The sequence below is a fragment of the Kribbella pratensis genome (assembly GCF_004366075.1).
Lineage (GTDB): Bacteria > Actinomycetota > Actinomycetes > Propionibacteriales > Kribbellaceae > Kribbella > Kribbella pratensis.
In genome coordinates, this window is record NZ_SODU01000003.1 from 140806 (window position 1) to 164235 (window position 23430).

23 protein-coding genes are annotated in these 23430 nt (G+C 68.4%); 11 read left to right on the forward strand and 12 right to left on the reverse strand.

Going from position 1 to position 23430, the window contains the following annotated elements; translation table 11 throughout:
• The first annotated feature begins 102 nt into the window (after positions 1–102).
• Both EV137_RS24700 and EV137_RS24705 read left to right on the forward strand, forming a co-directional pair.
• Positions 103–486, forward strand: a complete 384-nt coding sequence (locus EV137_RS24700) for an ATP-binding protein (protein WP_238175536.1) — start codon at positions 103–105, stop codon at positions 484–486.
• Complete coding sequence (locus EV137_RS24705; RefSeq protein ID WP_134130998.1) at positions 483–1271, forward strand: RNA polymerase sigma factor SigF; 789 nt, start codon at positions 483–485, stop codon at positions 1269–1271. The genes EV137_RS24700 and EV137_RS24705 overlap by 4 nt, the downstream gene beginning before the upstream one ends.
• Before the next feature lie 5 nt (positions 1272–1276).
• On the opposite strand, the gene EV137_RS24710 is transcribed toward EV137_RS24705, so the two are convergent.
• Positions 1277–1612 carry a DUF1266 domain-containing protein gene (locus EV137_RS24710; RefSeq protein WP_134007287.1) on the reverse strand — a complete coding sequence of 112 codons (336 nt, stop codon included), beginning with the start codon at positions 1610–1612 and terminating at the stop codon, positions 1277–1279.
• Between the two features lie 475 nt (positions 1613–2087).
• Between EV137_RS24710 and EV137_RS24715 the strand changes: the two genes are divergently transcribed.
• Positions 2088–2339 (forward strand): WhiB family transcriptional regulator, encoded by a 252-nt coding sequence (locus EV137_RS24715; RefSeq protein ID WP_130383822.1) that lies wholly within the window; start codon positions 2088–2090, stop codon positions 2337–2339.
• Between the two features lie 58 nt (positions 2340–2397).
• On the opposite strand, the gene EV137_RS24720 is transcribed toward EV137_RS24715, so the two are convergent.
• The 3 genes from EV137_RS24720 to EV137_RS24730 all read right to left on the reverse strand — a co-directional run bounded on the left by EV137_RS24720 (position 2398) and on the right by EV137_RS24730 (position 5820).
• Entirely contained in the window at positions 2398–3294 is an 897-nt protein-coding gene (locus EV137_RS24720) for a Sco1979 family transcriptional regulator (RefSeq protein WP_134130999.1), read from the reverse strand.
• Between the two features lie 88 nt (positions 3295–3382).
• Positions 3383–4210: an SAM-dependent methyltransferase gene (locus EV137_RS24725; RefSeq protein WP_134131000.1), complete on the reverse strand. Its 828-nt coding sequence runs from the start codon at positions 4208–4210 to the stop codon at positions 3383–3385.
• Between the two features lie 131 nt (positions 4211–4341).
• Positions 4342–5820 (reverse strand): sensor histidine kinase, encoded by a 1479-nt coding sequence (locus EV137_RS24730; RefSeq protein WP_202871138.1) that lies wholly within the window; start codon positions 5818–5820, stop codon positions 4342–4344.
• A 151-nt stretch (positions 5821–5971) separates the two neighbouring features.
• Here EV137_RS24730 and EV137_RS24735 point away from each other — a divergent pair, with 151 nt between their 5' ends.
• Positions 5972–6877, forward strand: a complete 906-nt coding sequence (locus EV137_RS24735; protein WP_134007281.1) for a DUF2785 domain-containing protein — start codon at positions 5972–5974, stop codon at positions 6875–6877.
• Here the strand turns inward: EV137_RS24735 and EV137_RS24740 are convergent.
• On the reverse strand, positions 6874–7842 hold the full coding sequence (locus EV137_RS24740) for an endonuclease/exonuclease/phosphatase family protein (protein WP_134007280.1): 969 nt from the start codon (positions 7840–7842) through the stop codon (positions 6874–6876). The two genes, EV137_RS24735 and EV137_RS24740, sit on opposite strands and share 4 nt — an antisense overlap.
• An 80-nt stretch (positions 7843–7922) precedes the next feature.
• Between EV137_RS24740 and EV137_RS24745 the strand changes: the two genes are divergently transcribed.
• The 3 genes from EV137_RS24745 to EV137_RS24755 all read left to right on the forward strand — a co-directional run bounded on the left by EV137_RS24745 (position 7923) and on the right by EV137_RS24755 (position 10627).
• On the forward strand, positions 7923–8210 hold the full coding sequence (locus tag EV137_RS24745) for a DUF3311 domain-containing protein (RefSeq protein ID WP_134131001.1): 288 nt from the start codon (positions 7923–7925) through the stop codon (positions 8208–8210).
• Positions 8207–9862 carry a monocarboxylate uptake permease MctP gene (mctP, locus tag EV137_RS24750; RefSeq protein ID WP_238175537.1) on the forward strand — a complete coding sequence of 552 codons (1656 nt, stop codon included), beginning with the start codon at positions 8207–8209 and terminating at the stop codon, positions 9860–9862. Before EV137_RS24745 ends, mctP begins: the two co-directional genes overlap by 4 nt.
• A gap of 117 nt (positions 9863–9979) precedes the next feature.
• Positions 9980–10627 carry a DUF5317 domain-containing protein gene (locus EV137_RS24755; RefSeq protein WP_238175538.1) on the forward strand — a complete coding sequence of 216 codons (648 nt, stop codon included), beginning with the start codon at positions 9980–9982 and terminating at the stop codon, positions 10625–10627.
• Here EV137_RS24755 and EV137_RS24760 read toward each other — a convergent pair.
• Together EV137_RS24760 and EV137_RS24765 are read right to left on the reverse strand one after the other, a co-directional pair.
• Positions 10589–11872, reverse strand: coding sequence for an HD-GYP domain-containing protein (locus EV137_RS24760; protein ID WP_134007278.1), 1284 nt, complete (start codon positions 11870–11872; stop codon positions 10589–10591). The two genes, EV137_RS24755 and EV137_RS24760, sit on opposite strands and share 39 nt — an antisense overlap.
• Entirely contained in the window at positions 11869–13152 is a 1284-nt protein-coding gene (locus EV137_RS24765) for an HD-GYP domain-containing protein (RefSeq protein WP_238175539.1), read from the reverse strand. Before EV137_RS24765 ends, EV137_RS24760 begins: the two co-directional genes overlap by 4 nt.
• A 336-nt stretch (positions 13153–13488) precedes the next feature.
• Here EV137_RS24765 and EV137_RS42055 point away from each other — a divergent pair, with 336 nt between their 5' ends.
• Both EV137_RS42055 and EV137_RS24770 read left to right on the forward strand, forming a co-directional pair.
• Positions 13489–13563: a 50S ribosomal protein bL37 gene (locus EV137_RS42055; RefSeq protein WP_369759046.1), complete on the forward strand. Its 75-nt coding sequence runs from the start codon at positions 13489–13491 to the stop codon at positions 13561–13563.
• Positions 13564–13841: 278 nt separating this feature from the next.
• On the forward strand, positions 13842–16310 hold the full coding sequence (locus EV137_RS24770; RefSeq protein ID WP_134131002.1) for a helix-turn-helix domain-containing protein: 2469 nt from the start codon (positions 13842–13844) through the stop codon (positions 16308–16310).
• Between the two features lie 11 nt (positions 16311–16321).
• Here the strand turns inward: EV137_RS24770 and rsrA are convergent, their stop codons facing one another.
• The 4 genes from rsrA to EV137_RS24790 all read right to left on the reverse strand — a co-directional run bounded on the left by rsrA (position 16322) and on the right by EV137_RS24790 (position 18832).
• Entirely contained in the window at positions 16322–16600 is a 279-nt protein-coding gene (rsrA, locus tag EV137_RS24775) for a mycothiol system anti-sigma-R factor (RefSeq protein WP_134007271.1), read from the reverse strand.
• Positions 16597–17244: a sigma-70 family RNA polymerase sigma factor gene (locus tag EV137_RS24780; protein ID WP_133785456.1), complete on the reverse strand. Its 648-nt coding sequence runs from the start codon at positions 17242–17244 to the stop codon at positions 16597–16599. Before EV137_RS24780 ends, rsrA begins: the two co-directional genes overlap by 4 nt.
• Positions 17245–17368: 124 nt before the next feature.
• Positions 17369–18010, reverse strand: coding sequence for an alpha/beta hydrolase family protein (locus tag EV137_RS24785; protein ID WP_133785457.1), 642 nt, complete (start codon positions 18008–18010; stop codon positions 17369–17371).
• A 36-nt stretch (positions 18011–18046) separates the two neighbouring features.
• Positions 18047–18832 (reverse strand): SOS response-associated peptidase, encoded by a 786-nt coding sequence (locus tag EV137_RS24790; protein ID WP_134007269.1) that lies wholly within the window; start codon positions 18830–18832, stop codon positions 18047–18049.
• Positions 18833–18936: 104 nt separating this feature from the next.
• Here EV137_RS24790 and EV137_RS24795 point away from each other — a divergent pair, with 104 nt between their 5' ends.
• Positions 18937–19938 (forward strand): D-alanine--D-alanine ligase family protein, encoded by a 1002-nt coding sequence (locus tag EV137_RS24795; protein WP_134131003.1) that lies wholly within the window; start codon positions 18937–18939, stop codon positions 19936–19938.
• A gap of 87 nt (positions 19939–20025) precedes the next feature.
• Here EV137_RS24795 and EV137_RS24800 read toward each other — a convergent pair whose 3' ends face one another.
• Positions 20026–20838: a hypothetical protein gene (locus EV137_RS24800; protein WP_134131004.1), complete on the reverse strand. Its 813-nt coding sequence runs from the start codon at positions 20836–20838 to the stop codon at positions 20026–20028.
• Positions 20839–21105: 267 nt separating this feature from the next.
• Here EV137_RS24800 and EV137_RS24805 point away from each other — a divergent pair, with 267 nt between their 5' ends.
• On the forward strand, positions 21106–23400 hold the full coding sequence (locus EV137_RS24805; RefSeq protein ID WP_134131005.1) for a sigma-70 family RNA polymerase sigma factor: 2295 nt from the start codon (positions 21106–21108) through the stop codon (positions 23398–23400).
• Positions 23401–23430: the final 30 nt, after the last annotated feature.

The following is a 23430-nucleotide window of genomic DNA, read 5'->3' on the forward strand; positions in this document are numbered from 1 at the left end:
AGGTCCGGCCCGCCCGCCGTGCATCAGAGCGCCACAGCGGGGAAGATGTACGGCGTGGTGGGTCGATCGCCCGCCTGACACGAGGGAGGCAGCGTGAGCAGCATGGGACGACCCGCGGAGGTCCGTCTGAGCATCCCGGCGGACGGCGCGTACATCGCCGTACCGCGGTCTGTGGTCGGCAACCTGGCTGCTCGCAACGACTTCACACTGGACGCGATCGACGACCTGCGGATCGCGGTCGACGAGGCGTGCGCGCTGTTGCTGCCGCAGTCGGCCGACGGCGTGCTGGAGTGCGTCTTCGAGATCGCTCCGCCGCAGTTGACGGTGCGGACGAGCGCCGTCGTACCCAACGGCTGGCGGCCCGACACCACCTCGTTCGGCTGGACGGTGCTGACCGCGCTGGTGGAGTCGGCCGCCGCCGAAACCGTCGACGGCCGGCTGACGATCACTGTGACGGCCACCGCGACCGCCACGGAGAAGGCGTGAGTGACGAAAGCGGCCTGGAAACTCAGGAGTCCCCGGATCTGCGGACCCGGACGGCCGCGTTCTTCCGGCAGATGGCGGCAGGTCCGACAGATCCGGGGTACGCCGGGGCACGCGAGGGCCTGGTCGCGCTGCACATGCCGCTGGTGGAGCACCTGGCGCGCCGGTTCCGCAACCGGGGCGAGCCGTACGACGACCTCGTGCAGGTCGCCACGATCGGGTTGATCAAGGCGATCGACCGGTTCGACTCGGATCGTGGCGTCGAGTTCTCGACGTACGCGACCCCGACGATCCTCGGCGAGATCAAGCGGTACTTCCGGGACAAGGGCTGGGCGATCCGGGTGCCGCGGCGGCTGCAGGAGCTGCGGTTGTCGCTGACCGCGGCGACCGCGGAGCTGACGCAGGAGCTCGGCCGCGCGCCGACGGTGGCCGAACTGTCCGAGCGCCTCGGCCTCTCACCGGACCTGGTGATCGAGGGTCTGGAGTCCGCGAACGCTTACAACACCTTGTCCCTGGACGCTCCCGATCAGAACGAGACGGATGCGACCACGGTCCTGGACGGCCTCGGAGGCGAGGACGAGGCGCTGGAGAGTGTGGAGTACCGGGAGTCGCTGAAACCGCTGCTGGCACAGCTCGACACCCGGGAGAAGCGGATCCTGACGCTGCGGTTCTTCCGCGGCATGACGCAGTCCCAGATCGCCGAGGAGATCGGGATCTCGCAGATGCACGTCTCCCGGCTGCTCGCGCGGACACTGACCGAGCTCCGGGCCGGCCTGCTCAAGGAGTAGGGCAGCTAGAGCACCGGGTGGTCGTTGGAGCCACCACCGATCAGGGCCTCGGTGGAGGCCTTCTGGAACACGCAGACCAGGATCACGACGGCGAGCACCGCGAGGACGACGGCGATGGTCCGGGCGCCGCCGTTCCAGACGCTGTACGCGATCAGGAGCTGGATCAGCTGCGTGAACACTGTCGGCCCGCGGCTCCAGCGTCTGGCCTTCCACAGACCCCGTACGGCGACGAAACCGAGACCGGCGCCGTACAGGATGAAGAAGGCGGTCGTGGTCAGCCCGAGCACCAGGCGGGAGCTGTGAATCGTCAAGGCTTCGGCAATTCCGAGAACGATGAGCACAAGCCCTTCCACAGCGACCACTGCCGCGGCTACTTTGAGCGGTCTCGGGACGGCGGCAACTGGGGAGTCGGTCGGCACTTCGCCAGCTTAGTGCCCGGTTCGGTACACGGTCCTCGAGAGGTTCGCCAACCGCAGCCCTACAGGGATTTGAGGTTGTGCGTAACCAAAAGAAGGTTGCAACGGTTACTTGCAGTGAACGGGTGCTTGCGGAAGGGCTGCTTCGTCCGATAACCGGATGGAGAGAACCGCCGCGCTCCAGTTCGAAGTGTTAAGGAAGCGTTGTGATCGGATCGACAACTGCATAACCCTTGTTTCGATCCCCCAAGATTGGGAACATGGTCTCGTTCGTGAATGCGTTCACAACAGACGCGGCACCAAACCCCCGTGCTACACGAACCGACGAGTACAGCACCGCTGTTCGGGTACAGACCTAACCGGCAGCATACGTCAACTACTGAGAGAGATGGGATCCGCCATGGATTGGCGCCACCGGGCCGTATGCCTCGACGAGGACCCGGAACTGTTCTTCCCCATCGGTAACACCGGGCCGGCGATCATGCAGATCGAAGAGGCCAAGCAGGTGTGCCGACGCTGCGACGTGCGTGAGCAGTGCCTGGCGTGGGCTCTCGAAGCCGGCCAGGACCACGGTGTCTGGGGTGGTCTGAGCGAGGACGAACGTCGCGCTCTCAAGCGCCGCAACGCTCGCCAGCGCATCCGCACCGCCTGAGCAAGTCCTCCTTCGAGGCCCCGCGGAAACCCGCGGGGCCTTTGTGTTTCCCGAGCCGTCACGGGACGGCGAAGGAGCGCGAGGCGGCGCCCATGGTTTTGAGGACGCCGGAGAGCAGATCACGGGTCTTGTTCGGCCGTGGCGCCGCGATGCAGAGGGCTTCCATTGTCTCCGTGTACTGATCGAGGTCCTCGGCCTTGTCCAGGTAAAGCGCGCTGGTGAGGTGCTCGACGTACACGACGTCCGGCAGATCCTGCTCCGCGAAACGGAGGATGGTGAACGCGCCGGCGGACCCGGAGTGACTGCTGATCGTGAACGGCATCACCTGAAGCGTGACATTGGGCAGCTCGGTCATGTCGATCAGGTGCTCGATCTGCACCGCCAGCGCCTTCTCGCCACCGATCGGCCGCCGCAGCGCCGACTCGTCGACCACGGCCCAGAGTCGCACCGGGCTCGAGGTGGTCAGGACGGTCTGCCGCCGGACTCGTAGCGCGACCCGCCGGTCGACCTCCTCGGCGGGAATCACGCCACGCCCGAGCTGGACGGTGGCGCGAATGTACTCCTCCGTCTGGAGCAGCCCCGGGACGAACTGCAGCTCGTAGGTACGGATCAAGGCGGCAGCGGCCTCGAGATCCAGGTACGAGTGGAACCAGCTCGGCAGGACGTCGCCGTACCGGTGCCACCAGCCGGGGTTGTTCGCCTCGCGGGCCAGCGCGAGCAATCGCTGCCGTTCCTCGGCGTCGTCGAGGCCGTAGAACGCGAGGAGGTCGTCGACGTCACGTTCCTTGAAGCCGACGCGGCCGAGCTCCATCCGGCTGACCTTGGACTCCGAGGAGCGGATCTCCCAGCCTGCGTCCGACCGGCTGAAACCTGCTGCCTCCCGCATCCGGCGGAGATGCGCTCCGAGGATGATCCGAAGCGCGGTCGGCCCGCTCTGCGCGCCCAACGCGGTCACGCCCACCTCCCAGGCCCGCTTGCAGAATCTCAGAACGCCGTGCGTGCGCGCGCGACGCTGCGTCGGCGCGCGCGCACGGCGCGGCAGGTCACTCCTTCTTGGCAATCCCAGCCATCAGGATCCGCTGCCACGGCTGCAGCTCCGCCGCGTCCGGAACGTCGGCGTCGGGTTCCTCCGGGAACCAGCGGGCGAGGAAATCCAGGCCCGGAGGTACCAGCGGCATTCCGAGGAAGTGCTGCTCGATCCGCTCCGGCGTCCGGATCCAGCCGTTGCCGAGGCTCTCCAGACCGGCGCGCTCCATGTTCTTCTGCAGCGGCTCACCGGTGTCGACGAAGTCGGTGATGAACAGGTAGCTTCCGGGGGCGAGCGCGTCCATCAGGGTGCGGACCCACTCGTCCGGCTTCTCGTCGTCGTGGAAGTGCATGTGGATGCCCACGACCATCAACGCGATCGGACGGCTGAAGTCCAGGTGCTGCCTGATCTCCTCGTTGTCGAGGATCGTCTGCGGCTCGCGAAGGTCGGCGGTGACCACGATGGTGCTGTCGTTGGTGGCCAGCAGGGCCTGGCCGTGCGCGAGCACGATCGGGTCGACGTCGACATAGACCACCCTGGCGGTCGGATTGATCTCCTGTGCCGCCTCGTGGGTGTTCTTCTGCGTCGGCAGACCGCTCCCGATGTCGAGGAACTGGTCGATCCCCGCGGAGCGGGCAAGATACTGAACGCCCTTCACCAGGGCCTCACGGTTCTCGATCGCGCATCGGCCGGCATCCGGCACGTACTGCAGGTACAGCGCCGCCCCTTCGCGGTCGGCAGCAAAGTTGTCCTTGCCGCCGAGCAGAGCGTCATAGACGCGAGCGATGGTCGGTTGGGAAGTGTCGAAGCTCGGAACGGCATCCGGAGCGTCTGAGGTCGCCATCGGCAAAGCCTTCTTGGTCGGGGAGTCTTGGGGTCATCGTAGGGGTAGGTGGCGACGCGTGGACACACTGTGTAGCAAGTCGCTGACAATCAATCGATCGCTCTCCGCAGTGACCGATCGCGTCAGCTGAGTCAGTCCTTGACCGGGATGTCCAGGGTTACCTGGGCGCCGGGGTGGCCGTCGTGGCGGTTGCCGAAGACCAGGGTGCCGTCCAGTTCCCCGATGACGAGGGTGCGGACGATGGACAGACCCAGATTGCCGGACAGTTCGGAGTCGAAGTTCGCCGGCAGGCCGGAGCCGTCGTCGATCACGTCGACGTGCAGCCGGCCGACCGAGCGTTCGGCGGTGAGTTCGATCGTCCCGCTCGCCGCTCCCCCGTCGCGGGCGCCGAACGCGTGCTCCACCGAGTTCTGCATGAGTTCGGTCAGCACCATCGCCAGCGGGGTCGCGATCTCCGAGTCCAGTACGCCGAACGATCCGCTCCGCCGCGTCTCCACCGCGGTCGCCACCGTCGACACGTCCGCGACCATCGCGGCCACCCGGTCGGCCACGTCGTCGAAGTCCACGTGCTCGTCGAACGACTCCGACAGCGTCTCGTGGACGATCGCGATCGACCCGACCCGCCGTACCGCCTCGGCCAGCGCGGCCTGCCCTTCGGGAACAGTGATCCTTCGGGCCTGCATCCGGAGTAACGCGGCGACCGTCTGCAAGTTGTTCTTGACGCGATGATGAATCTCCCGGATGGTCGCCTCTTTGGTGACCAGCTCCCGTTCCCGGCTGCGCAGCTCCGTCACGTCCCGGAGCAGGATCAGCGCCCCCACGTGCTGTCCGTCGGCCCGCAGCGGGATCGCCCGCAGGAACAGCGTGGCGTCGGAGTTCTCGATCTCGATCTCCTTGGCCGCGCGCCCGGTGACCACCGACGCCAGTACGTCGTCGACCTTGTGCCCGGACTGCAGCAGGTCCGCGGTCACGTCCTTCAGCCGCGAACCGACCAGGTCCGTGACGAGGCCCATCCGGCGGTACGCCGACAACGCGTTCGGGCTCGCGAACGTCACCATCCCGTGCCGATCGACGCGGATGCAGCCGTCACCGACCCTTGGCGTCGTGGACAGCAGCCGTTCCCCGCCGTACGGGAAGATGCCGTCGGTGATCATCCGGGCCAGGTCCGTCGCGCTCTGCAGGTACGCGATCTCGAGGCGGGACGGCGTCCGGACACCGAGCAGGTTGGTGTTGCGCGCGATCACCGCGATCACCCGGGAGCCCCGGCGTACCGGGATCGTCTCGACCCGGACGGGTACGTCGTCGCGCCACTCCGGGTCGCCCTCGCGGCAGATCCGGCCGCCGTCGTACGCCTGGTCGAGCAGATGCCGGCGGCCGCGCGGGATGAAGCTGCCTACGATGTCGTCCAGGTACGCCGTAGGTCCGGTCGTCGGCCGCATCTGCGCCCCGGCCCAGAACCCCAGCCCTTCGGTGTCCGGCAACCAGAGCACCAGGTCGGCGAACGACAGGTCGGCCAGCATCTGCCAGTCCGAGACGAGCAGTTGCAGGCGGTCCAGGTCGGCCTGGTCCAGCGTGGTGTGGTTCCGCGCCACATCGCTCAAAGACGGCACGCCCCGATGCTACCGACGGTCAAGGGAAGGAAAGAAAGAAAGGGGTGGAGGAGGAGGCTACCGGTGCTTATACCAGCGCCTCGGGTGGTCCGCTCGACAAGAGGGTGTGGGTAGGTGTTGATTGATCAGGCACAGATGAAAGGATGCTCGGGTGGAGTCGACGTACTGGCAGGACGTGATGGCCGCGGACTACGCGGTACCGCACGACCGTACGCTGACCGAACTCACCGAGGAGCTCGTGCGCGGCCTGGCGAGCACCAACCCGCAGGTCCGTGACGCCCTGGCCTACCCGACGCTCGCCACCTGGCTGGAGCGCGGGGTGTACGACGACCTGCTCCCGGGGTTCGGGGACGGGCTCTGCGCCGGGCTGAACTACGGCCTCGGTGAGGACGGCACCGACACGGTCTTCCGGCGCTCGTTCACGGCGCTGACGCTCGCGGAGGTGATCCACCGCGACAACGCCGAGTTCCTGGTGCACGACGAGGTGGTGATGCGCTGGGGCGACCGCCTCGCGACCTGGCTGCTGCGTGAGCGCGACCTGCGCGGGTACGTCGCGGACTGCGGCTGGGCGCATGCCGTTGCCCACGGCGCCGACGCGATCGGCGCGCTGGCCAGGTCCCGGCACTGCGACGCCGGCGTCCTGCGGGCACTGCTCGACGTCCTCGCGGACCGGATCGTCAAGGACACGCCGTACCGCTGGGTGCACGAGGAGCACGATCGCGTTGCCCATGCGGTGATGACGATCCTGCACCGGAACATGCTGACCAGCGACGAGCTCGAGCGCTGGCTGAAACCGATCGCGGCGACCGCGGCCGAGCAGCCGTTGATGCACGAGACCCTGCCGGAATGGCCGACCCCGAACGTGTTCAACGCCCGCGGCGTCCTGCACGTCCTGCTCAGTCAGCTCGCGATCGGTGTGAAGGGCTTTCCGATCCCGGGTGACGACGACCTCTTCGGCCGTCCGATCGAGGCGCGTGCCGACCTGCTGCTGATGCTGACCGAAGCGGTCCAGTCCTCACAGCCGTACATCTACCGGCCGGCGACGAACTCCTCCTAGGGCAGCACGGCGGCGGTAGCGACAACGGCCCGATGATCGGTCCCCGCGATCGGGTACGTCGTGAACCGGCCGGGCTCGAACTGCCGCGACACCACCACGTGGTCGATCTGCGTCCGCAGCACCGCGGGCTGATCCGCGGGCCAGGTGCCGCGCAGCCCACCGCCCACGGTCGGGCCCACGCTGCGGCAGTAACCGCCCAGCGCCTGCCGGAAGTCCGCATGGTCGAGGGTCGCGTTGAAGTCACCCGCGACGACTGTCGGCTGGTCCTGCGCGCACCACCGGCGTACCGCCTGCAGGTCGGTCTTCCAGGTGGTGACCGAGTCCGGCAACGGCGGGAAGCCGTGGTACGCGACCAGCCGGACGGCACCGAGGTTCCCGCCCGTCACCACGATGTTGCCGAAGCTCGTGCCGGCCTCGGACGCGAACGCGACGTTGCCGAGTGACGAGGAAACCAGCACGCTCGTGGCGCTCTCGACTGCCCGGCTCGGCTGCGCCGTGAATCCCTTGTACTGCTGGTCCTGCAGCTGCGCCCGGATCTCCTCGCGGACGTCGACTTGTGCCTCCGGCAACGAAACCAGGTCGGGTCTGCGGTCCCGGATCACCTGCGCCACGTCCGCGGCGTGGGCGCCGCCGCCCAGCACGTTGGCGACCATGATCGTCAGCACCCGGGCCCCGGCCGGCGCCGGACGCGCGTCGGAGAACTGCCGGGGCGCGGTCGCCGCGGCACCGATCAGCGCCAGTACGGCGATCAGCGCGGCGGCGATCCGCCAACCCCGGCGTACCAGCATCAGCAGGGCCAGTGCCAGGACGACGACCAGGGCCTGTGGACGGAACGCGACCAGCTGTGCGAACGGTGTCACCTCGTCCAGACCGAACAACTCCGGATAGAGCGGCACGGCAACGACGACCAGGAACAGCACGGACAGCACGACGCGCCGTACGAACCATGCCTTTTCGTTATCCATGCACCAACCTGTTGGTCTAGTGGCCGCTCCGGTCGGACGGTAGCGTGCTGCGTTGCGCCTGTGTCCCGAGGAGGTTTGCAGTGTCCCGATTGTCCGCGGTCAAACCCGCGTACTGGATCTCCGGTGTCCTTCTGATGGTGGCCATCGTCGTACCGCTGCTGGTGCCGACGTTCGCCAAGGTGAACCCGCACCTGTGGGGTTTCCCGTTCTTCTACTGGTACCAGCTGATGTGGGTCTTCCTCTCGGCGATCCTGGTCAGCATCAGTTACCGGCTGCTCCGCACCGAGGAGCGCAGGCGGCGGGCGGCTCAGGGACTTGGTGACCCTGACGCACCGGACGCCGGTACGGCGAAGGAGGGAGACCAGTGAACACCACGGTCGACTGGGTGCAGCTGATCATCGTCATCGCGATCTTCGCCGGCGTCACGGTGATGGGCTTCATGGCGTCCCGCTGGCGGAGCACCGGCCGCCTGGACAACCTCGACGAGTGGGGTCTGGGCGGTCGCGGGTTCGGCACGTTCATCACCTGGTTCCTGCTGGGCGGCGACCTGTACACGGCGTACACGTTCATCGCCGTCCCCGCGGCCATGTACGCGACCGGTGCGATCAGCGGCTTCTTCGCGGTGCCGTACACGATCGTTGCCTACCCGATCGTGTTCATCTTCATGGCCCGGCTGTGGTCGGTCTCGCACCGGCACGGGTACGTGACGCCGGCTGACTTCGTCGGCGGTCGCTACGGCAGCAAGGCGCTGTCGCTCGCGGTGGCCGTGACGGGCATCCTGGCCACGATGCCGTACATCGCGCTGCAGCTCGTGGGTATGCAGGCGGTGTTCGAGACGATGGGTCTGGGCGGCAACAACACGCTCGCCAAGGACCTGCCGTTGCTGATCGCGTTCGCGGTGCTGGCGGCGTACACGTACTCCTCCGGGCTGCGCGCGCCGGCGATGATCGCGTTCGTCAAGGACATCCTGATCTACCTGGTGATCCTGGTCGCGATCTTCTACCTGCCGCACGTGCTCGGCGGCTGGGACTCGATCTTCGGTGCGGCGCAGGAGAAGCTGGCCAAGCCGAACCCGGCAACCGGCAAGCCGACCGGGGCGTTCATCCCGGGCGAGGCCGGCTACGTGTCGTACTGGACGCTGGCGCTGGGATCCGCGATGGCGCTGTTCATGTACCCGCACTCGGTCACGGCGGTGCTGTCGACCAAGACGCGCAACGTCGTACGGCGGAACGCGACGCTGCTCCCGGCGTACTCGCTGCTGCTGGGGCTGCTCGCCCTGCTCGGCTTCATGGCGATCAAGGCGAACGTCAACGTGAAGGGCCTGGACGGCCTGGCGAACCCGCAGCTGGCGATCCCGCGGCTGTTCGACCAGGAGTTCCCGTCCTGGTTCGCGGGGATCGCGTTCGCGGCGATCGCGGTCGGCGCACTGGTGCCGGCGGCCATCATGTCGATCGCGGCGGCCAACCTGTTCACCCGCAACATCTACCGCGACTTCCTCAAGCCGTCCGCGACACCGGCACAGGAGGCGAAGGTCTCCAAGCTCGCCTCGCTGCTGGTGAAGGTCGGCGCGCTGGTGTTCGTGCTCGCGATGGACAAGACGGTCGCGCTGAACCTGCAACTGCTCGGCGGGATCTGGATCCTGCAGACGTTCCCGGCGATCGTGGTCGGTCTGTACACCCGCTGGTTCCACCGGTACGCGCTGCTGGCCGGCTGGGCGGTGGCGATGCTGTTCGGCACCATCTCGGCGTACAACGTGGTGAACCCGGCGACCAAGAAGCACTTCGGTGGTTCGCTCGCGAACATCCCGGGCACCAGTATGCCGGCCTACATCGCGCTGACCGCGTTCGTGCTGAACCTGGTCGTCGTGATCGCGCTGACGTTCGTGTTCCGGGCCCTGAAGGTGCCGGACGGCAAGGACAGCACGCATCCGACCGACTTCGTCGCGGATCGCGGCGACCCGGGCGTGAAGGACCTGCCGGAGATCATCGACGACGGCGGAGCGGCAACCGCCAAGTCCTGAGGTGTTGCGACGGCGGCCCGGAGGTTCCGGGCCGCCGTTACGTTTTGCGGTTAAATCGACACGCTGCGGGGTCAGCTTGCCCGGTTCCGGGTCGGTGCTTGGGGCAGAATCGCACACGTGCTGCTGGTCCTCCTCGTCATGGTGCTCGCTGCCGGGGCGGCGGTCGCGACCGGCGGAGGGTTCGGCCGGTTGGCCGGCACCACGTTGACCGGCGTGCACTGGCTGGCCGCGGCGGCCATCGGGCAACTCCTCGGCTCCCTCTTCGGAGGTACGGCGTACCCCGTCGGACTGATCGGGTCGGCGGTCTGCATCGCGATCTTCCTGCGGATGAACCTGCGGCACCCGGGCGTCGGCCTGCTGGCGCTGGGATTCTTCTGCAACGCCGTCGTCGTCGCGCTGAACGGCGCCATGCCGGTGTCGCAGAACGCGTTGGCGCGGGCCGGGGTGAGCGGCGCCGCGGTGACCGATCCACGGCACGAGATCTCCGGTGCTGGGACGCGTCTGCCCTGGCTCGGCGACGTCGTACCGGTGGCGCTTCCCCGTCTGGGACAGGCGATCAGCCCAGGCGACGTACTGATTGCCGCCGGCGCCGGTCTGCTGCTGTACGCCTTGATGGGCGGCTCGGGGCACGTCCCGGCCACGACTGCTCCGGTGTGGGACGCACTGGAACCGTGCGCCGGTACGCCGGCCCTGCTCCACCTGTCCCCGAAGGCGAGTAAGGAACTCTCAGAACCTGAAGCCGCGGCCGACGATCCGGCGGAGTGACTCCACCACGACCGGGTCGTACTCCGCGCCGATCCCCAGCCCGATCGACTCCATCGCCTTGGCCGGCGACTGTCCCGACCCCTCGCCGACGAGCTGTTCGTAGGCCAGGGCAACGTTCACGATCCCGCTCTCCACCGGGATGGCCGAGTTGTTCGCCCGCCCGTGCCGGTACGGATCGTTGGAGTGCCGGACGATCTCCGCGACGTGGTCCAGTACGCCGGACCGCTCGATCACCGCCGCCCCGATCTCCGCCGCCCGCTGCCGCTCCTCCCGCGTCCGGAGCAGCGAAGCCCCGCCAGGACTGGGATCCGCCAGCGCCAACTGCCCGACACCCGACAGCAGAGCGGCGTACTCCAACGCCTCCATCCGCGCCGGCCTCAACCCCAGATCGTTGCCGATAGCCACCGCCAGCGCCGCCGTCCGCGCATTCTGCCCCGGACTACTGAACCCGGCAATCTCCGTACTCCGAGCCATCGACCGCACCGTACTCCGGTAGGTGCGCTGCGCCGACGAGTACCGCCGGAACGCGAACTGCGTCAACAACAGCGGCACGATGACGAGCGGCGGTGCCCAGAGCCCGGCGATCGAGGTCCCGGCCGCGAGCAGGATGCCGCTGATCGCCATCGCCATCCCGATCCGGGCCGTCACTCCCAGTTCGTCGCGCAACGCAGCGGGGAACGGCTTGCTGTACCGCTCGGTCATCTGACCGGCTCCGACGACGGCATCGAGCCCGGCGGCGGACAAGACCGCGAGCAGCATCGCACCGCCCAGCGGCAATGCGTGCGCCACCGAACCGTTCCAGGACATGTCGGTCGGCGCGATCGCCGCGAACACCACCGCGGCCGCACCGACCGACAGCAGGCGCCGGCACGAGACAACCGCGTCCCACCACAGGCCTGCGACGATCCGCGGCAGGAGACCGATCGCTGTGGCCACCGCGACGACCGCGACGATCTGCGCGACCTCCGGCGGCACCGTGACCTCCGGGCCCCGCAGCAGGCAGTAACCCAAGGCAGCACTGGTGGCGATCGGTGCCCGGTTGCGGGTCCGGTCGACCCGGAACTGGACCATCTCGCCGACCGCGATCAGGACCCCGAAAGTGAGCGCGAAAGGCCAGCCCGTGACCCCGCGGTGGGTAGTCATGGCCAGACCCGCCACCCCCAGCACGACACCCGCGAGCACGATCACGACACCGCTGCCGGACCTGGGGAATTCGAGGCGCTCGGCCTCGCCGGTCACGCTCATGCCGGTCCGGCCGCCGTTCCGGTGGCGCCGCCACCACTGCCGAGGCTCAGATCGTCATGGTCGATCGGCGACTCGAGCTCCGCGTTCGGGGCCGGCTGCTCGGCAGCCGCCGGTTGCCAGCCGTCGCGCCTGATGACCGCGACGAACGCATCCACAAGCTCTGGATCGAAATGCGTGTAGCGATCCTGGAGCAGGATCGCCACCGTTTCCTCGACGCTGCGCGCGGGCCGGTACGACCGGGTCGAGGTCAGGGAGTCGAACGCGTCGACGATCCCGATCATCCGGGCGAAGTACGGAATGTTGGTGCCGCTCAGTCCGGCCGGGTACCCGGTTCCGTCGTACTTCTCGTGGTGATGGAGGACCGCGGACTTCACTTCCTCCAGGAACGGGATGTTGCCGATCAACTCGACCCCGCGCGCCGGGTGCAGCCGGATCGCGTCCATCTCGGAGTCGTCCAGGCGACCAGGCTTGCGAATGATGCTGGTCGGTACGCCGACCTTGCCGACGTCGTGCAGCAGACCGGCGTGCTCCAGCGCCTGCTGGCGATCGACCGGCAACTGCAGGTGGCGGCCGAGCATGCCGACGCCCTCACTCACCCGCTCGGAGTGACCGCGGGTGTAGAGGTCCTTCGTCTCGATCACCTGGATGAACGCGCGCATCGTCGCGGCCTGGGCCGCGCGCTCGGCGGCATCCTGCGAGAGCGCCCAACGGGCGACGACCAGTGGAACGAGGGTGATCAGGCCTGCGACCAGCCCGAGGCCGCCCAGCCACATGAACGCCATGACCAGGCCCAGATAGCCGTATCCCAGCATCGGTAGGGCGGTCGCCAGTACGACCTCGCGGAAGAACGCGCCGACCACCTTGCGGCCACGCTCGAGCCACAGCACGGCCGCCGTCAGGAGCGCGTTCACACACCGGTGGGCGATACCCGTCAAGGTCACCGCGAGAATGGCTCGCGGTTCCTCGGTCAAGGCGGAAGCGCCGACCGGTCCGTGGACGGCGACGAAGGCGACGGCGCCCCCGGCCGCCGTGAGAACGCGTTGACCACTGTTGAAGACACGTTTGATCGGTGGAACCTGTTTGCCTTGGACGAGCGACCCGACACCCGCAACCACAACGGCGGTCGCGGGTCCGGCAATGACGTACACGGCCATCAGCACGATCGAGCCGAGCGAGGCGCCCTGAGTCGGGCCGTGGGGAGAGCGCAGCGCACTGCCGAACAGAACCAGCAGGCACAGAGCCACCATCGTGAGGTAGTTCGACAAGGCGAGAGCGGACATGACGAACACGACCAAGGCCGAAGCAGCAACGACCGCGACCAACAGGTGGAGCCCAGTGCGGTGTAAGGCCGGCGTCATGTAGTGCCTTTGCGGTCGGTCACCAGTCCCAGTCGTCAAACATCTTAAGTCACCTCCGATCAGCGGCGAAGTCTTGGGCCCGCGGTTTTCCGCGAGTCCAGGGGGGCCAGACAGCGCGTCGCTGACGCATCTCAATTTTGCTCATCCCCGCTGCGCCGAAACACTGTAAGCCAGACCGTAACCCGCGGCCGGCTTCGCGGCAGATGCCGCCGTATGAGAAACTGTGACTCTTTGCAGTTGTTACAAGGAGGCTTTGAAATGGGAAAGACCGGCCGGAAGCGCCGCGCACGCAAGAAGAAGGGCGCAAACCACGGCAAGCGCCCGAACGCCTGACTCAGGGCGACTACGGACAGCGAGGACCCCGGGGAAATCCGGGGTCTTTGCGATTTGGTCACAGATTTACAGCAGACCAGTTTTCCAGAGGTCTCGTATTCGGAGAGTTCCCGAGCGCATACTGAATGCTATCTTTCAAACGATCGTTGGTCATTCGGCGTCGCCACCGGCGAGGCTGTGGACAACGGCCGACGGCCATCGGCGAATCCCCCTAGAGTTGGGCCCGGCAGTTTTCGGCACTGACCGATATCGGGCCTGGATCCGAGGAGAGTGGGGCAATGAGCGGGTCGGCGTTGCCAACGCTGAGCGAGCTTCTCCGCACCTTCCGCATCCGCGCCGGCCTCACCCAGGCGGCTCTCGCCGAGAAGGCCGGCCTCAGCGAGCAGGCCATCAGCGTGCTCGAGCGCGGCACTCGCAGCCGCCCACGCATCGACACCGTCCGCTCGCTCACCGCAGCGCTCGCCCTCACGTCCACCGAGGCCGACCAGTTCCTCTCCGTTGCCCGCGGCAAGCTCGGCACACCACGGACGCCGCCGAAGGAGCCCGCTGCCGATCAGCTCCCGACCCCGTGGCAGCTACCGCCGGCCGCTCCGGACTTCACCGGCCGCGCCGCCCAGGTCGAAGCAATCCTTTCTGTACTTCGGGATTCGACCGGGGACGGCGCCGCGGTCGTCGGCCTGGTCACCGTCACCGGCATGGGCGGGATCGGCAAGACGACCCTGGCCGTCCATGCCGCGCACAAGCTGACCGAGAGCTACCCCGACGGCCACCTCTACCTGAACCTGCGCGGGTACGGCCCGGGCGAGCCGATGACCCCCGCCGACGCACAGCGTCACCTCCTGCGCTCGCTCGGCTCCGACATCGCCTCGATCCCCGAGGACGTCGAGGAGGCAGCGGCCCTGTTGCGATCCCGGCTCGCCGGCCGGCGCGTGCTCATGCTCCTCGACAACGCCGCAGACGTCGCTCAGGTCCTGCCCCTGCTGCCAGGTCATGCGGGATCCGGGGCGATCATCACCAGCCGCGGCTCGCTGGCCGGCCTGCCAGGCGCTCGTCAGATCCTCCTCGACGCACTGTCGGAGTCGGAGTCCGTCGACCTGCTGGCCGGTGTCATCGGGCCGAACCGGGTCGCCGCGGAGCCGGAGGCCACCCAGGTTCTGGCTTCCTACTCCGGTCGGCTGCCGCTGGCGATCCGGCTCGTCGGCGGGCGACTCGCCACCCGGCCGAGCTGGCCGATCCAGCACTTCGTCGACCTGCTGCAGGACGAGGAGCGCCGCCTTGACAGCCTGGGCTCCGACGAGACCGGAGTGCGTGCCAGCATCGCCAGCTCGGTGCACTTCCTGGAAACCAGCGAGCGCGGCCTCGATCGGCAGGCCGCCGACGCGCTGCCGCTGCTGTCGGTCCCGGACGGCTCCGACATCACGACGGCCGTTTCCGCCGCCCTCCTGAAGATTCCGCTCCGACGCGCGGACGCGATCGTCGAGCGGCTCGTGGACCTCAACCTGCTGGAGTCCGTCGCCCCGGCTCGCTTCCGGTTCCACGACCTCATCCGCGCGTACGGCCGGGAGGTCGCCGACCGCACTCTGTCCACGGCTGAGCGTGACGAGGCACTGGCCCGCGTTCTCGAGCTGTACACGGAGGCCGCTTGGATCTGCCATGCCTTCACGCATCCCACCAGTCCGCGTTTGCCGCTGGCAACTGTCGGGGTCAGCGGACTCCTCCCGGCCTTCAGCGGCCGAGACGATGTCGTGCACTGGCTGGATGCGGAGCAGCGAAATCTGATGGACCGCGTTCGGCAGGCTCGGCAGACCGGCCTGGCAAACCACCCGCTGTTCGCCGAGCTGCCACTTGCGTTCTTCAGCTATCACGAGTCACGAGTTCGCTGGCAGGAGATGCGCGAGCTGGGCTCCGGCGCGGTCGCCGTCGCACTACGGAACGAGCGCCCCGCGACCGCCGCCTGGCTGCAGCACGACAGCGCCATCCCGGACGCGGAGACCGGCGCCACCGGTTCTGCCATCGACAGCATCCGGATCGCACTGCGGATGTTCTCCGGGATCCACGATCCCTTCGGCCAGGCACGCTGCTGCTCGTCCCTGGCCTATTTGCTCGGCCTGGAGGGACAGCTCGACGACGCCTTGGCGTACGGCCGGCTGGCGCTCTCCCTGAGCCGCACGATCCAGGACGCCACCCTGGAAGGCGTCGCACTGACGGCGGTCGGCGCACTCTACGATCGCACCGGCGACTTCGACCGGGCCGACGAGGCATTTGCCGAGGGCATCGGCCTGGCGGAGCAGGCCAAGGACACGCGGGCCGTCTTCAAGCGGTGCCTGAACGCAGCCCTCGCACATGTCCAGGTAGGACGCAACGAGGATGCCGTACGGATGGCGCTGCGGGCTCTGGACACCGTTCAACGGGCCGGTGACGCGACCTTCCTGGGCGAGAGCCACCATCTCCTGGCGGTCATCTACGCCGCGCAGGGCGACTTCACCTCCGCAACCGCCCACGTCCGGTCCGGTCTCGTCGTGTCGCGAGCCGCTCGCGACGTCCTGCGAGAGGGACGGTTGTGCATGGAACTCGCGCGAATCAATGCGGCACGGGGCGACCGGGAGGCCGCCGCCGAGCAGTTGAACGCCGCAATGACGCTGCTCCGGAATGCACCCGAGGTTTACATCGCGGCTGCCCGGGATCTCCTCGAAAAACTCCACCGCGGCGAAATCGACACCTACCAGTTCGCCAGGTACTCGCTCTGACCGGCGCTGAATCAATCCGTCGTGGTGATGGAGGTTTCGATTTGGATTTGGGTGAGGCGGAGGAGGATTTTCTGGCGGAGGGCGTCGGGGGCGTGGTCGGAGCCGCAGGAGCGGTGGACCAGTTTCTTGACGCAGCGTTCCAGGTCGTACTCGTCGAGGCAGGGGGCGCACTCTTCGAGGTGCTGGCGGATCTCGTCGGAACTGGCGTCCTCGAGTTCGTTGTCGATGAAGACGTAAACCCGCTGCAGGATCTCTCCGCAGTCGACGTCGTGGTGCTCGCCGCAGCTCACGACTCCTCCTTCTCCGCAGCTTCGCCGGTGCTCGACGCGGCCGCGTCCGTGCTGTCGTCGGCCGGGATCAGGCCGCGGTCCCGGGCATAGTCGCCGAGCAGCTCACGCAGCTGGCGCCGGCCGCGGTGCAGCCGTGACATCACGGTGCCGACCGGTGTGCCCATGATCTCGGCGATTTCCTTGTAGGCAAAGCCCTCGACATCGGCCAGGTACACGGCCAGCCGGAAGTCCTCCGGGATGGACTGAAGAGCCGACTTGATGTCGGAGTCGGGCAGGTGCTCGAGCGCGACCGCCTCGGCTGACTTCAGCCCACCGGGAGTGTGCGACTCGGCGGCGGTGAGCTGCCAGTCCTCGATCTCCTCGGTCGGCGACTGCGTCGGCTGACGCTGCCGCTTCCGGTATCCGTTGATGAACGTATTGGTCAGGATCCGGTACAGCCACGCCTTCAGGTTGGTGCCCGGCGTGAACTGGTGGAACGAGCTGTACGCCTTGGCAAAGGTGTCCTGCACCAGGTCCTCGGCGTCCGACGGATTACGGGTCATCCGCATCGCCGCGGCGTACATCTGGTCCAGGAAGGGCAGCGCTTCGCGCTCGAACCGCGCGGTGCGCTGCTCGGGAGTCTCGGTCGTGGTGGGAGTCGGCATCGTGATCGAGAATACCGGGGTCTTCCCAGTAGTCCGCGCCGGAGCCTCTCTCGTCGCCATCATGTTCGTCACAACACGCCCGGCCGCGGGGGCATTCCCTCGCCCGGCCCCGCCCCGCGTCCCGTTATCCGGACACCTCGCGGCTCACCCATTCGAACACGGCTTCGACCAGCAGGTCGTAGGTCTCCTGCTGGTCCAGCTCCGCCCGCTTCGGCACCTTGAAGGAATGGTCGGCGTCCGGCACCACGGCCATCTCGGTGAGCGGCGGGAACTCCTCCGGCGTACCGAACGGATCCCTCTCCCCCTGGACCACCAGCGTCGGCAGGCCGGCCGACTGGAGCTCGCCGACCCGCGACTTCTCCGGTTTCCCGGGCGCGTGCAGCGGGAAAGCCAGTGCGAGTACGCCGGAAGCTCCCAAGCTGCTCGCGGTGCGGCAGGCCACCCGCGCACCGGCACTCCGGCCGCCGATGACCAGCGGCGTACGGACCCGGAGCTGCCCGATGATCGCGATCCACGCCTCGTCGAGCACCTTCGGCGCGGGTGCCAGCTTGCGGCCGGCGCGCCGCCAGGGCTGCTCGATCAGGAACACGTTGATGTCCTGCTTGGGCAGTCGAGCGGCCAGTGCGGCCAGGTCACCGGACTCGATCCCGGCCCCGGCGCCGTGCCCCAGGGCCAGCGTCGCCACCGGGCGGCGGGCGCGGTGTGCCACGATCCGGGCCTCTCCGTGCGGCGTCCCCACAATCCGTTCGTCGGTCACCCGCCCCATCCTGTCATCACGACCGGTGAAGAGCGGGCACGAAACTCAGAAGAGAGTGGTCGGGCTGTCCTGCGGGTCCTCGCCGTCGGGCGGCAGCGGATCGAGGAGGTGCGGGCCGTTGTTCTTCACGGAGCTGACCGCTTTCGACACGGCGTACGCCTCGAGGCGGCCCGGTGCGGCAGGGACCAGGAGCTCGAGCAGGTCGTCGGTGTTCGAGGACAGCGGATCCAGCCAGGCGTCGTACCGCTCGCGCTCGACCAGGAGCGGCATCCGGTCGTGGATGCGGCCGAGGTCGTCGGTGGCCGACGTGGTCAGCACGGTGCAGGTCCAGAGCCAGGCCTCGTCCTTGTCCGGGTCCTCGACCGACTTGTCCCGCCAGATCTCGTACAGCCCCGCCATCGACAGGATGCTGCCGTCCGGCGGGTGGATGAAGTACGGCTGCTTGACCGGCTTGCCGTTCACCTTCTCCTCGGCGGTGTACCACTCGTAGTACCCGTCGGCGGGCAGGATGCAGCGGCGGGTGGCGAACGCCTTCTTGAAGGCCGGCTTCTCCGCGACGGTCTCCATCCGGGCGTTGATGAGCCGCGAGCCGATCGACGTGTCCTTGGCCCACGACGGCACCAGGCCCCACTTGACCGTGGTCAGCTTGCGGATCGTCTCGTCGGGCTGGTCGCGGTTCTTCCGCTCGACCACCGCGACGACCTGATTGGTCGGCGCGACGTTGTAGTTCTCGCCGAGCTCCTCGACCGACTCACGCACGTTGCCCGCCTCGATCTCGAACTCCGCGACGAGGTCCGACGGAGCCCGACTGGACGCATACCTACCGCACATACCGACAGCCTAGGCCGAACTTCTCGGCGTCTGCTGCGTCAAACCGCAGGGCGGGCGGCGTACACCTTCCCGCGGACAGCTACCAGCAGTAGGAGGAGGACAACGTGCGAGTCGCGGTGCTGTGCGGTGGCGAGAGTTCGGAGCGGGACGTCTCGCGCTCGTCCGGTTGGGCGGTGGCGCAGGCGCTCGTCGCTCGCGGTCACGACGTGGTGCTGATCGATCCGGCCGCCGAGCAGCCGATCCTGGCTGATCCCGTGCCGGCCGGCGATGCCGTCGTACCGGTGCCGAAGGAGCCTCCGGCACCGGGGGACCGCGCTCTCCTGCGACGTCGGATGTACGACGCCCTCACTGGTGGACTGGAGCAGCTACGGAGTGCCGATCGGGTCTTCATCGCGTTGCACGGCGGCTGGGGAGAGGACGGGCACGTCCAGGCGTTGCTCGAGCTGGCGGGCATCCCGTTCACCGGTGCGGGCCATGACGTCTGCGCCGTTGCCTGGCACAAGGGCCGTTGCCAGGCCGTGCTCGAAGCGGCCGGGATCCCGGTGCCGCCTCGGGTGCTCTACAACCCGGCCGAGCAACCTGAGCCGCCGATCGGGGTGAAGCAGCTGCTGGCGAGCGGACCGGTGGTGGTGAAGCCAGTTGCCGACGGGTCGAGCGTGGCCGTCCGCAAGGTCGACTCGCTGGACGCGCTGCCGACCGAGGGCGAGCTGCTCGTCGAGCCGTTCCTGAGCGGCCGGGAGTTCACCGTCGCGGTGATCGGTGCAACGGCGCTGCCGGTGGTAGAGATCGAGCTGACAACAGCCGTGTTCGACTACGAGGCGAAGTACCAGCCGGGCGCGGTGCAGGAGGTCTCCCCCGCCGACATCCCCGCACACTTCGCCGAGCGGTTGCAGGAGCTCGCGATCGGAGCGCATCGAGCCCTCGGGTTCGGTCCGGCGTACTCCCGGGTCGATTTCCGCTGCGATGCCGCGGGTACGCCGTACTGCCTGGAGGTCAACGCGCTGCCCGGGCTCACCCCGGGCAGCCTGGTCCCGGTCGCCGCGCGGGGTGCCGGGATCGAGTACGGCGAACTGGTCGAACAGTTGCTGACCGCAAAGAAGGCATGAGGCGGCGGATCGCCCACCCCGTGTCAGGCGATCCGCCGCCGTACTGATGCGCCCGGCCGCCCCCCTGTAGGCGTCCGGACGCAAGCCTCAGGTTCTGGCCAGCTCGTCGAGCAACCTCCCGGCCATCTCGTCGCTACCGGGCAGTCCCTCGATCCAGGTCCGGGCCAGCTGGGGTACGTCGGTGTCCAGCCGCCACTGCGTGATCAGGGCTCGTACCGTCGCGACCTGCTCCGGCAGGTTCGGGTCGCGGCCGACGAGCGCCGCCGCGCGGCGTGCGCCGACGCGGCCCAGTACGTCACCGCCGCAGAAGACGATCCGCAGGCACTCCGCGACGTCGACGAGGGTGAGCTCGCGGTCGAACGGCGACGTACCCGGGGGATGGAGCGGCTCGACAACCACCAGTGCGTGGGTTTGCCGTACGGAAGTTCCACGGAGTTCCGCCTCTCGGTAGAGCTCGCCGAGCCGGGACCGCAGGTGCGCCAGGCTGGACAGCCCGGTCAGCGGGTCCTCGCAGGACAGCGAGTGCAGGTAGACCAGGGACGCCTCGGCCCAGCTGGAACTGAGTGCGCGTACCGCGGCGAAAGCCGGCTCGCCCCCGGCGATCGAGCGGTACAGCGCACTCAGCCCATCAAGTGCCTCCACCAGCGAGATGCCGTCGGCCGCCAGGCGGCGTCCGGTCTCGTCCGATGCAGGCACGACATCGGCACCGTCGGTGAGCGCCTCGGCGATCGCGAGATAGGCGCTGTGGTCGATGCCAGCTGTGCCGTGCGGCTCCCTCCGGCCGCGCGGTTGATCTGATGACGACGCTTCCGGCGCGATCCGGGCGGGCGACCCCGCCAGGTTCAGGGACTTGGCCGGACGCAGGTCGAACCGTCTACGGATGTCCGCGAACAGCGACATGGTCCTCCTCGAAAAAGCCCCGTCAGTCTCCCGACCGGTCGGCCGGAAGCGTCGTACGCCGATGAGACAGACCGTGACGCGATTCATGACGCGGATTCGCAGAAGTTTTTTCGCGTAACTTCCGGACTGGTCATCTCGTCAGACAAGGAGCACAGTTCCGCGTCAGGAAGGGTGCGCGATTCCGTCTCACGTGGGAGCCTTGTCTCCGGCAACAAAGTGACGGACCGTCACGTTGCGGCACAGACAGTCAGAACCACGGGGAGATCGATGGAGACGCCGGAAGGGCAGCCGGATGGCCCGAGCGACGCCGAGTTGATCTCGCGCGTTCGCAACGGCGACCTGGAGGCGTACGGCGAGCTGTACGCGCGGCACCACCACGCCGCCGAGCGGATGGCCCGCCAGCTGGTCCCGGCCAACGACGCCGACGACCTCGCCAGTGACGCGTTCGCCAAGGTCCTGGACGCGCTCCGGGGCGGCGGCGGTCCCGACGTCTCGTTCCGCGCCTATCTGCTGACGACCGTACGGCGGGTGCACGTCGACCGGATCCGCTCCGGGAAGAAGGTGCAGACCACCGACGACATCGCGTCGTACGAGCGGGAGCCGGAGACCTTCGACGACCCGACCGTCACCGGGTTCGAGAGCGGCGCGGCGGCGAAGGCGTTCGCCAGCCTGCCGGAGCGCTGGCAGGCGGTGCTGTGGCACACCGAGGTCGAGGGTGAGAAACCCGCCGCGATCGCCCCGCTGCTCGGTCTGACGGCGAACGGCGTGTCCGCGCTCGCCTACCGGGCCCGGGAGGGCCTGCGTCAGGCGTACCTGCAGCAGCACCTGGCCGACGTCGCCGGGGACCGCTGCCGCTGGACGACAGAGCGCCTCGGTGCGTACGTCCGCGGCGGCCTGACCAAGCGCGAGAACCGGAACGTCCGCGAGCACATGGACGACTGCGCGAAGTGCACCGCTGTCTACCTCGAGCTCGTCGAGGTCAACAGCGCGCTGCCGGCGCTGCTCGCCCCGGCCCTGCTGGGCACCGCGGGCATCGGCTACCTGGCCGCCGCTTCGGGCGCCAAGGTCGGCCTGGTCGGCTTCTTCGTCACCGGCTGGAAGAAGGTCACCGAGAACAGCACGCGCTCCGCGGTCGGCGCCGGCACGGTGGTCGTGGTCGCGGTCGCCGCCGTACTCGCGGCGTTGGCGCTGACCGGCAACGACACTCCCCCGGCCGCGATCAACCAGCCGTCGGCGCAGCCGACGCAGCAACCGACCCAGCCGCCCGCGCAGAAGCCGACCGTGCCGCCGGTCAAGCCGCCGGTGAAACCGCCGTCGGCCAAGCCGCCGGCGTCCAACCCGACACAGGCTCCGACGAGCGCACCGACGACTGCGCCGACCAGCGAACCCACGCAACCCAGCGCGACACCTACTCCGACGGCCACGACTCCGGTCCCGACGCCGCCTCCGACGACGCCGACACCGCCGACGCCGACTCCCACCACGCCGGTGTTCGACGAGGCTCTGGTGACGATCAGCATGCCGAGCGGCGGCGGCAGCCCGGCCTTCGAGGGAGCCAGGGCAGCAGCGAGTGGGATCCGGTTCGTGATCACGATCAAGACTCCGGCCGCGAACGCGAATCCGGTGGTGATCGGACTCAAGTACGGCACTGAGCTCGAGTGGCCGCTGAACGGCAACCCGCCGGGCTGGGTCTGCAACCAGGCTGCCGGCACCTGCACGGCGAGCGACCCGGCCGCCCCGGCGCCGCTGCCGGTCACCTTCGACGCCCCGACCGGCGGCTCGGCCGCGGACCGCACGTTCACCGTCTCGGCCAAGACCGGCCGGCTGTACGACGACGACTCGGCGATCGTGGACGCGAAGCCGAGCACCGACGAGAACCTGCTGAAGATCCTCGACGGCAGGACCGACCCGGACGTCCACCACCGGATCCTGACCGTTGCCCCGCGCACCAACCGCAAGAGCGTCACGCTGAAGCTCACGTACGGCGCGGCGCTCGAGTGGCCGATCGCGGCGAGCCCGGCCGGCTGGAAGTGCACCCGGTCGACCAAGACGTGTACGGCGACCAACCCGGACAAGCCCGCTCCGCTGGCGGCGGACTTCGACGTACCGGACAAGTCGTCGGACGTGGCGCGGACGTTCTCCGTGACGGCGACCGCGGACCTGGTCAGCGACACCGACTCCGAGGTACTGCCTGCTGTCCAGCAGGACGAGTCGTTGCTGCAGATCCTCACGCCGACGCCGCAGACCGATCCGAATCCGTTCGTCTACAACCGGTTCCTGAAGGTCAACGGTGCCCAGGGGCGGACGGTGACCCTCGACATCTCGTGGGGACGCAACCTGAGCTTCCTGCCGTCGTTCGACCTCGGCTGGACGTGCGAGCGAACCAGCGACATCCGCCGCGCGACCTGTACGACGAAGAACTACAAGAAGCCGCTGAACTCCGAGTGGAACGCCTGGCTGCCCGGCAACGGCTCCAGCAACGCGATCACCGTCCACGCGCGGGTCGGCGGCCGCGAAGACACCGACACCGCCCAGATCCCCCCGACGAGCTCCCGGCGATGAAATCGAGTTGCCGGGTCGCCTATCCTGGTG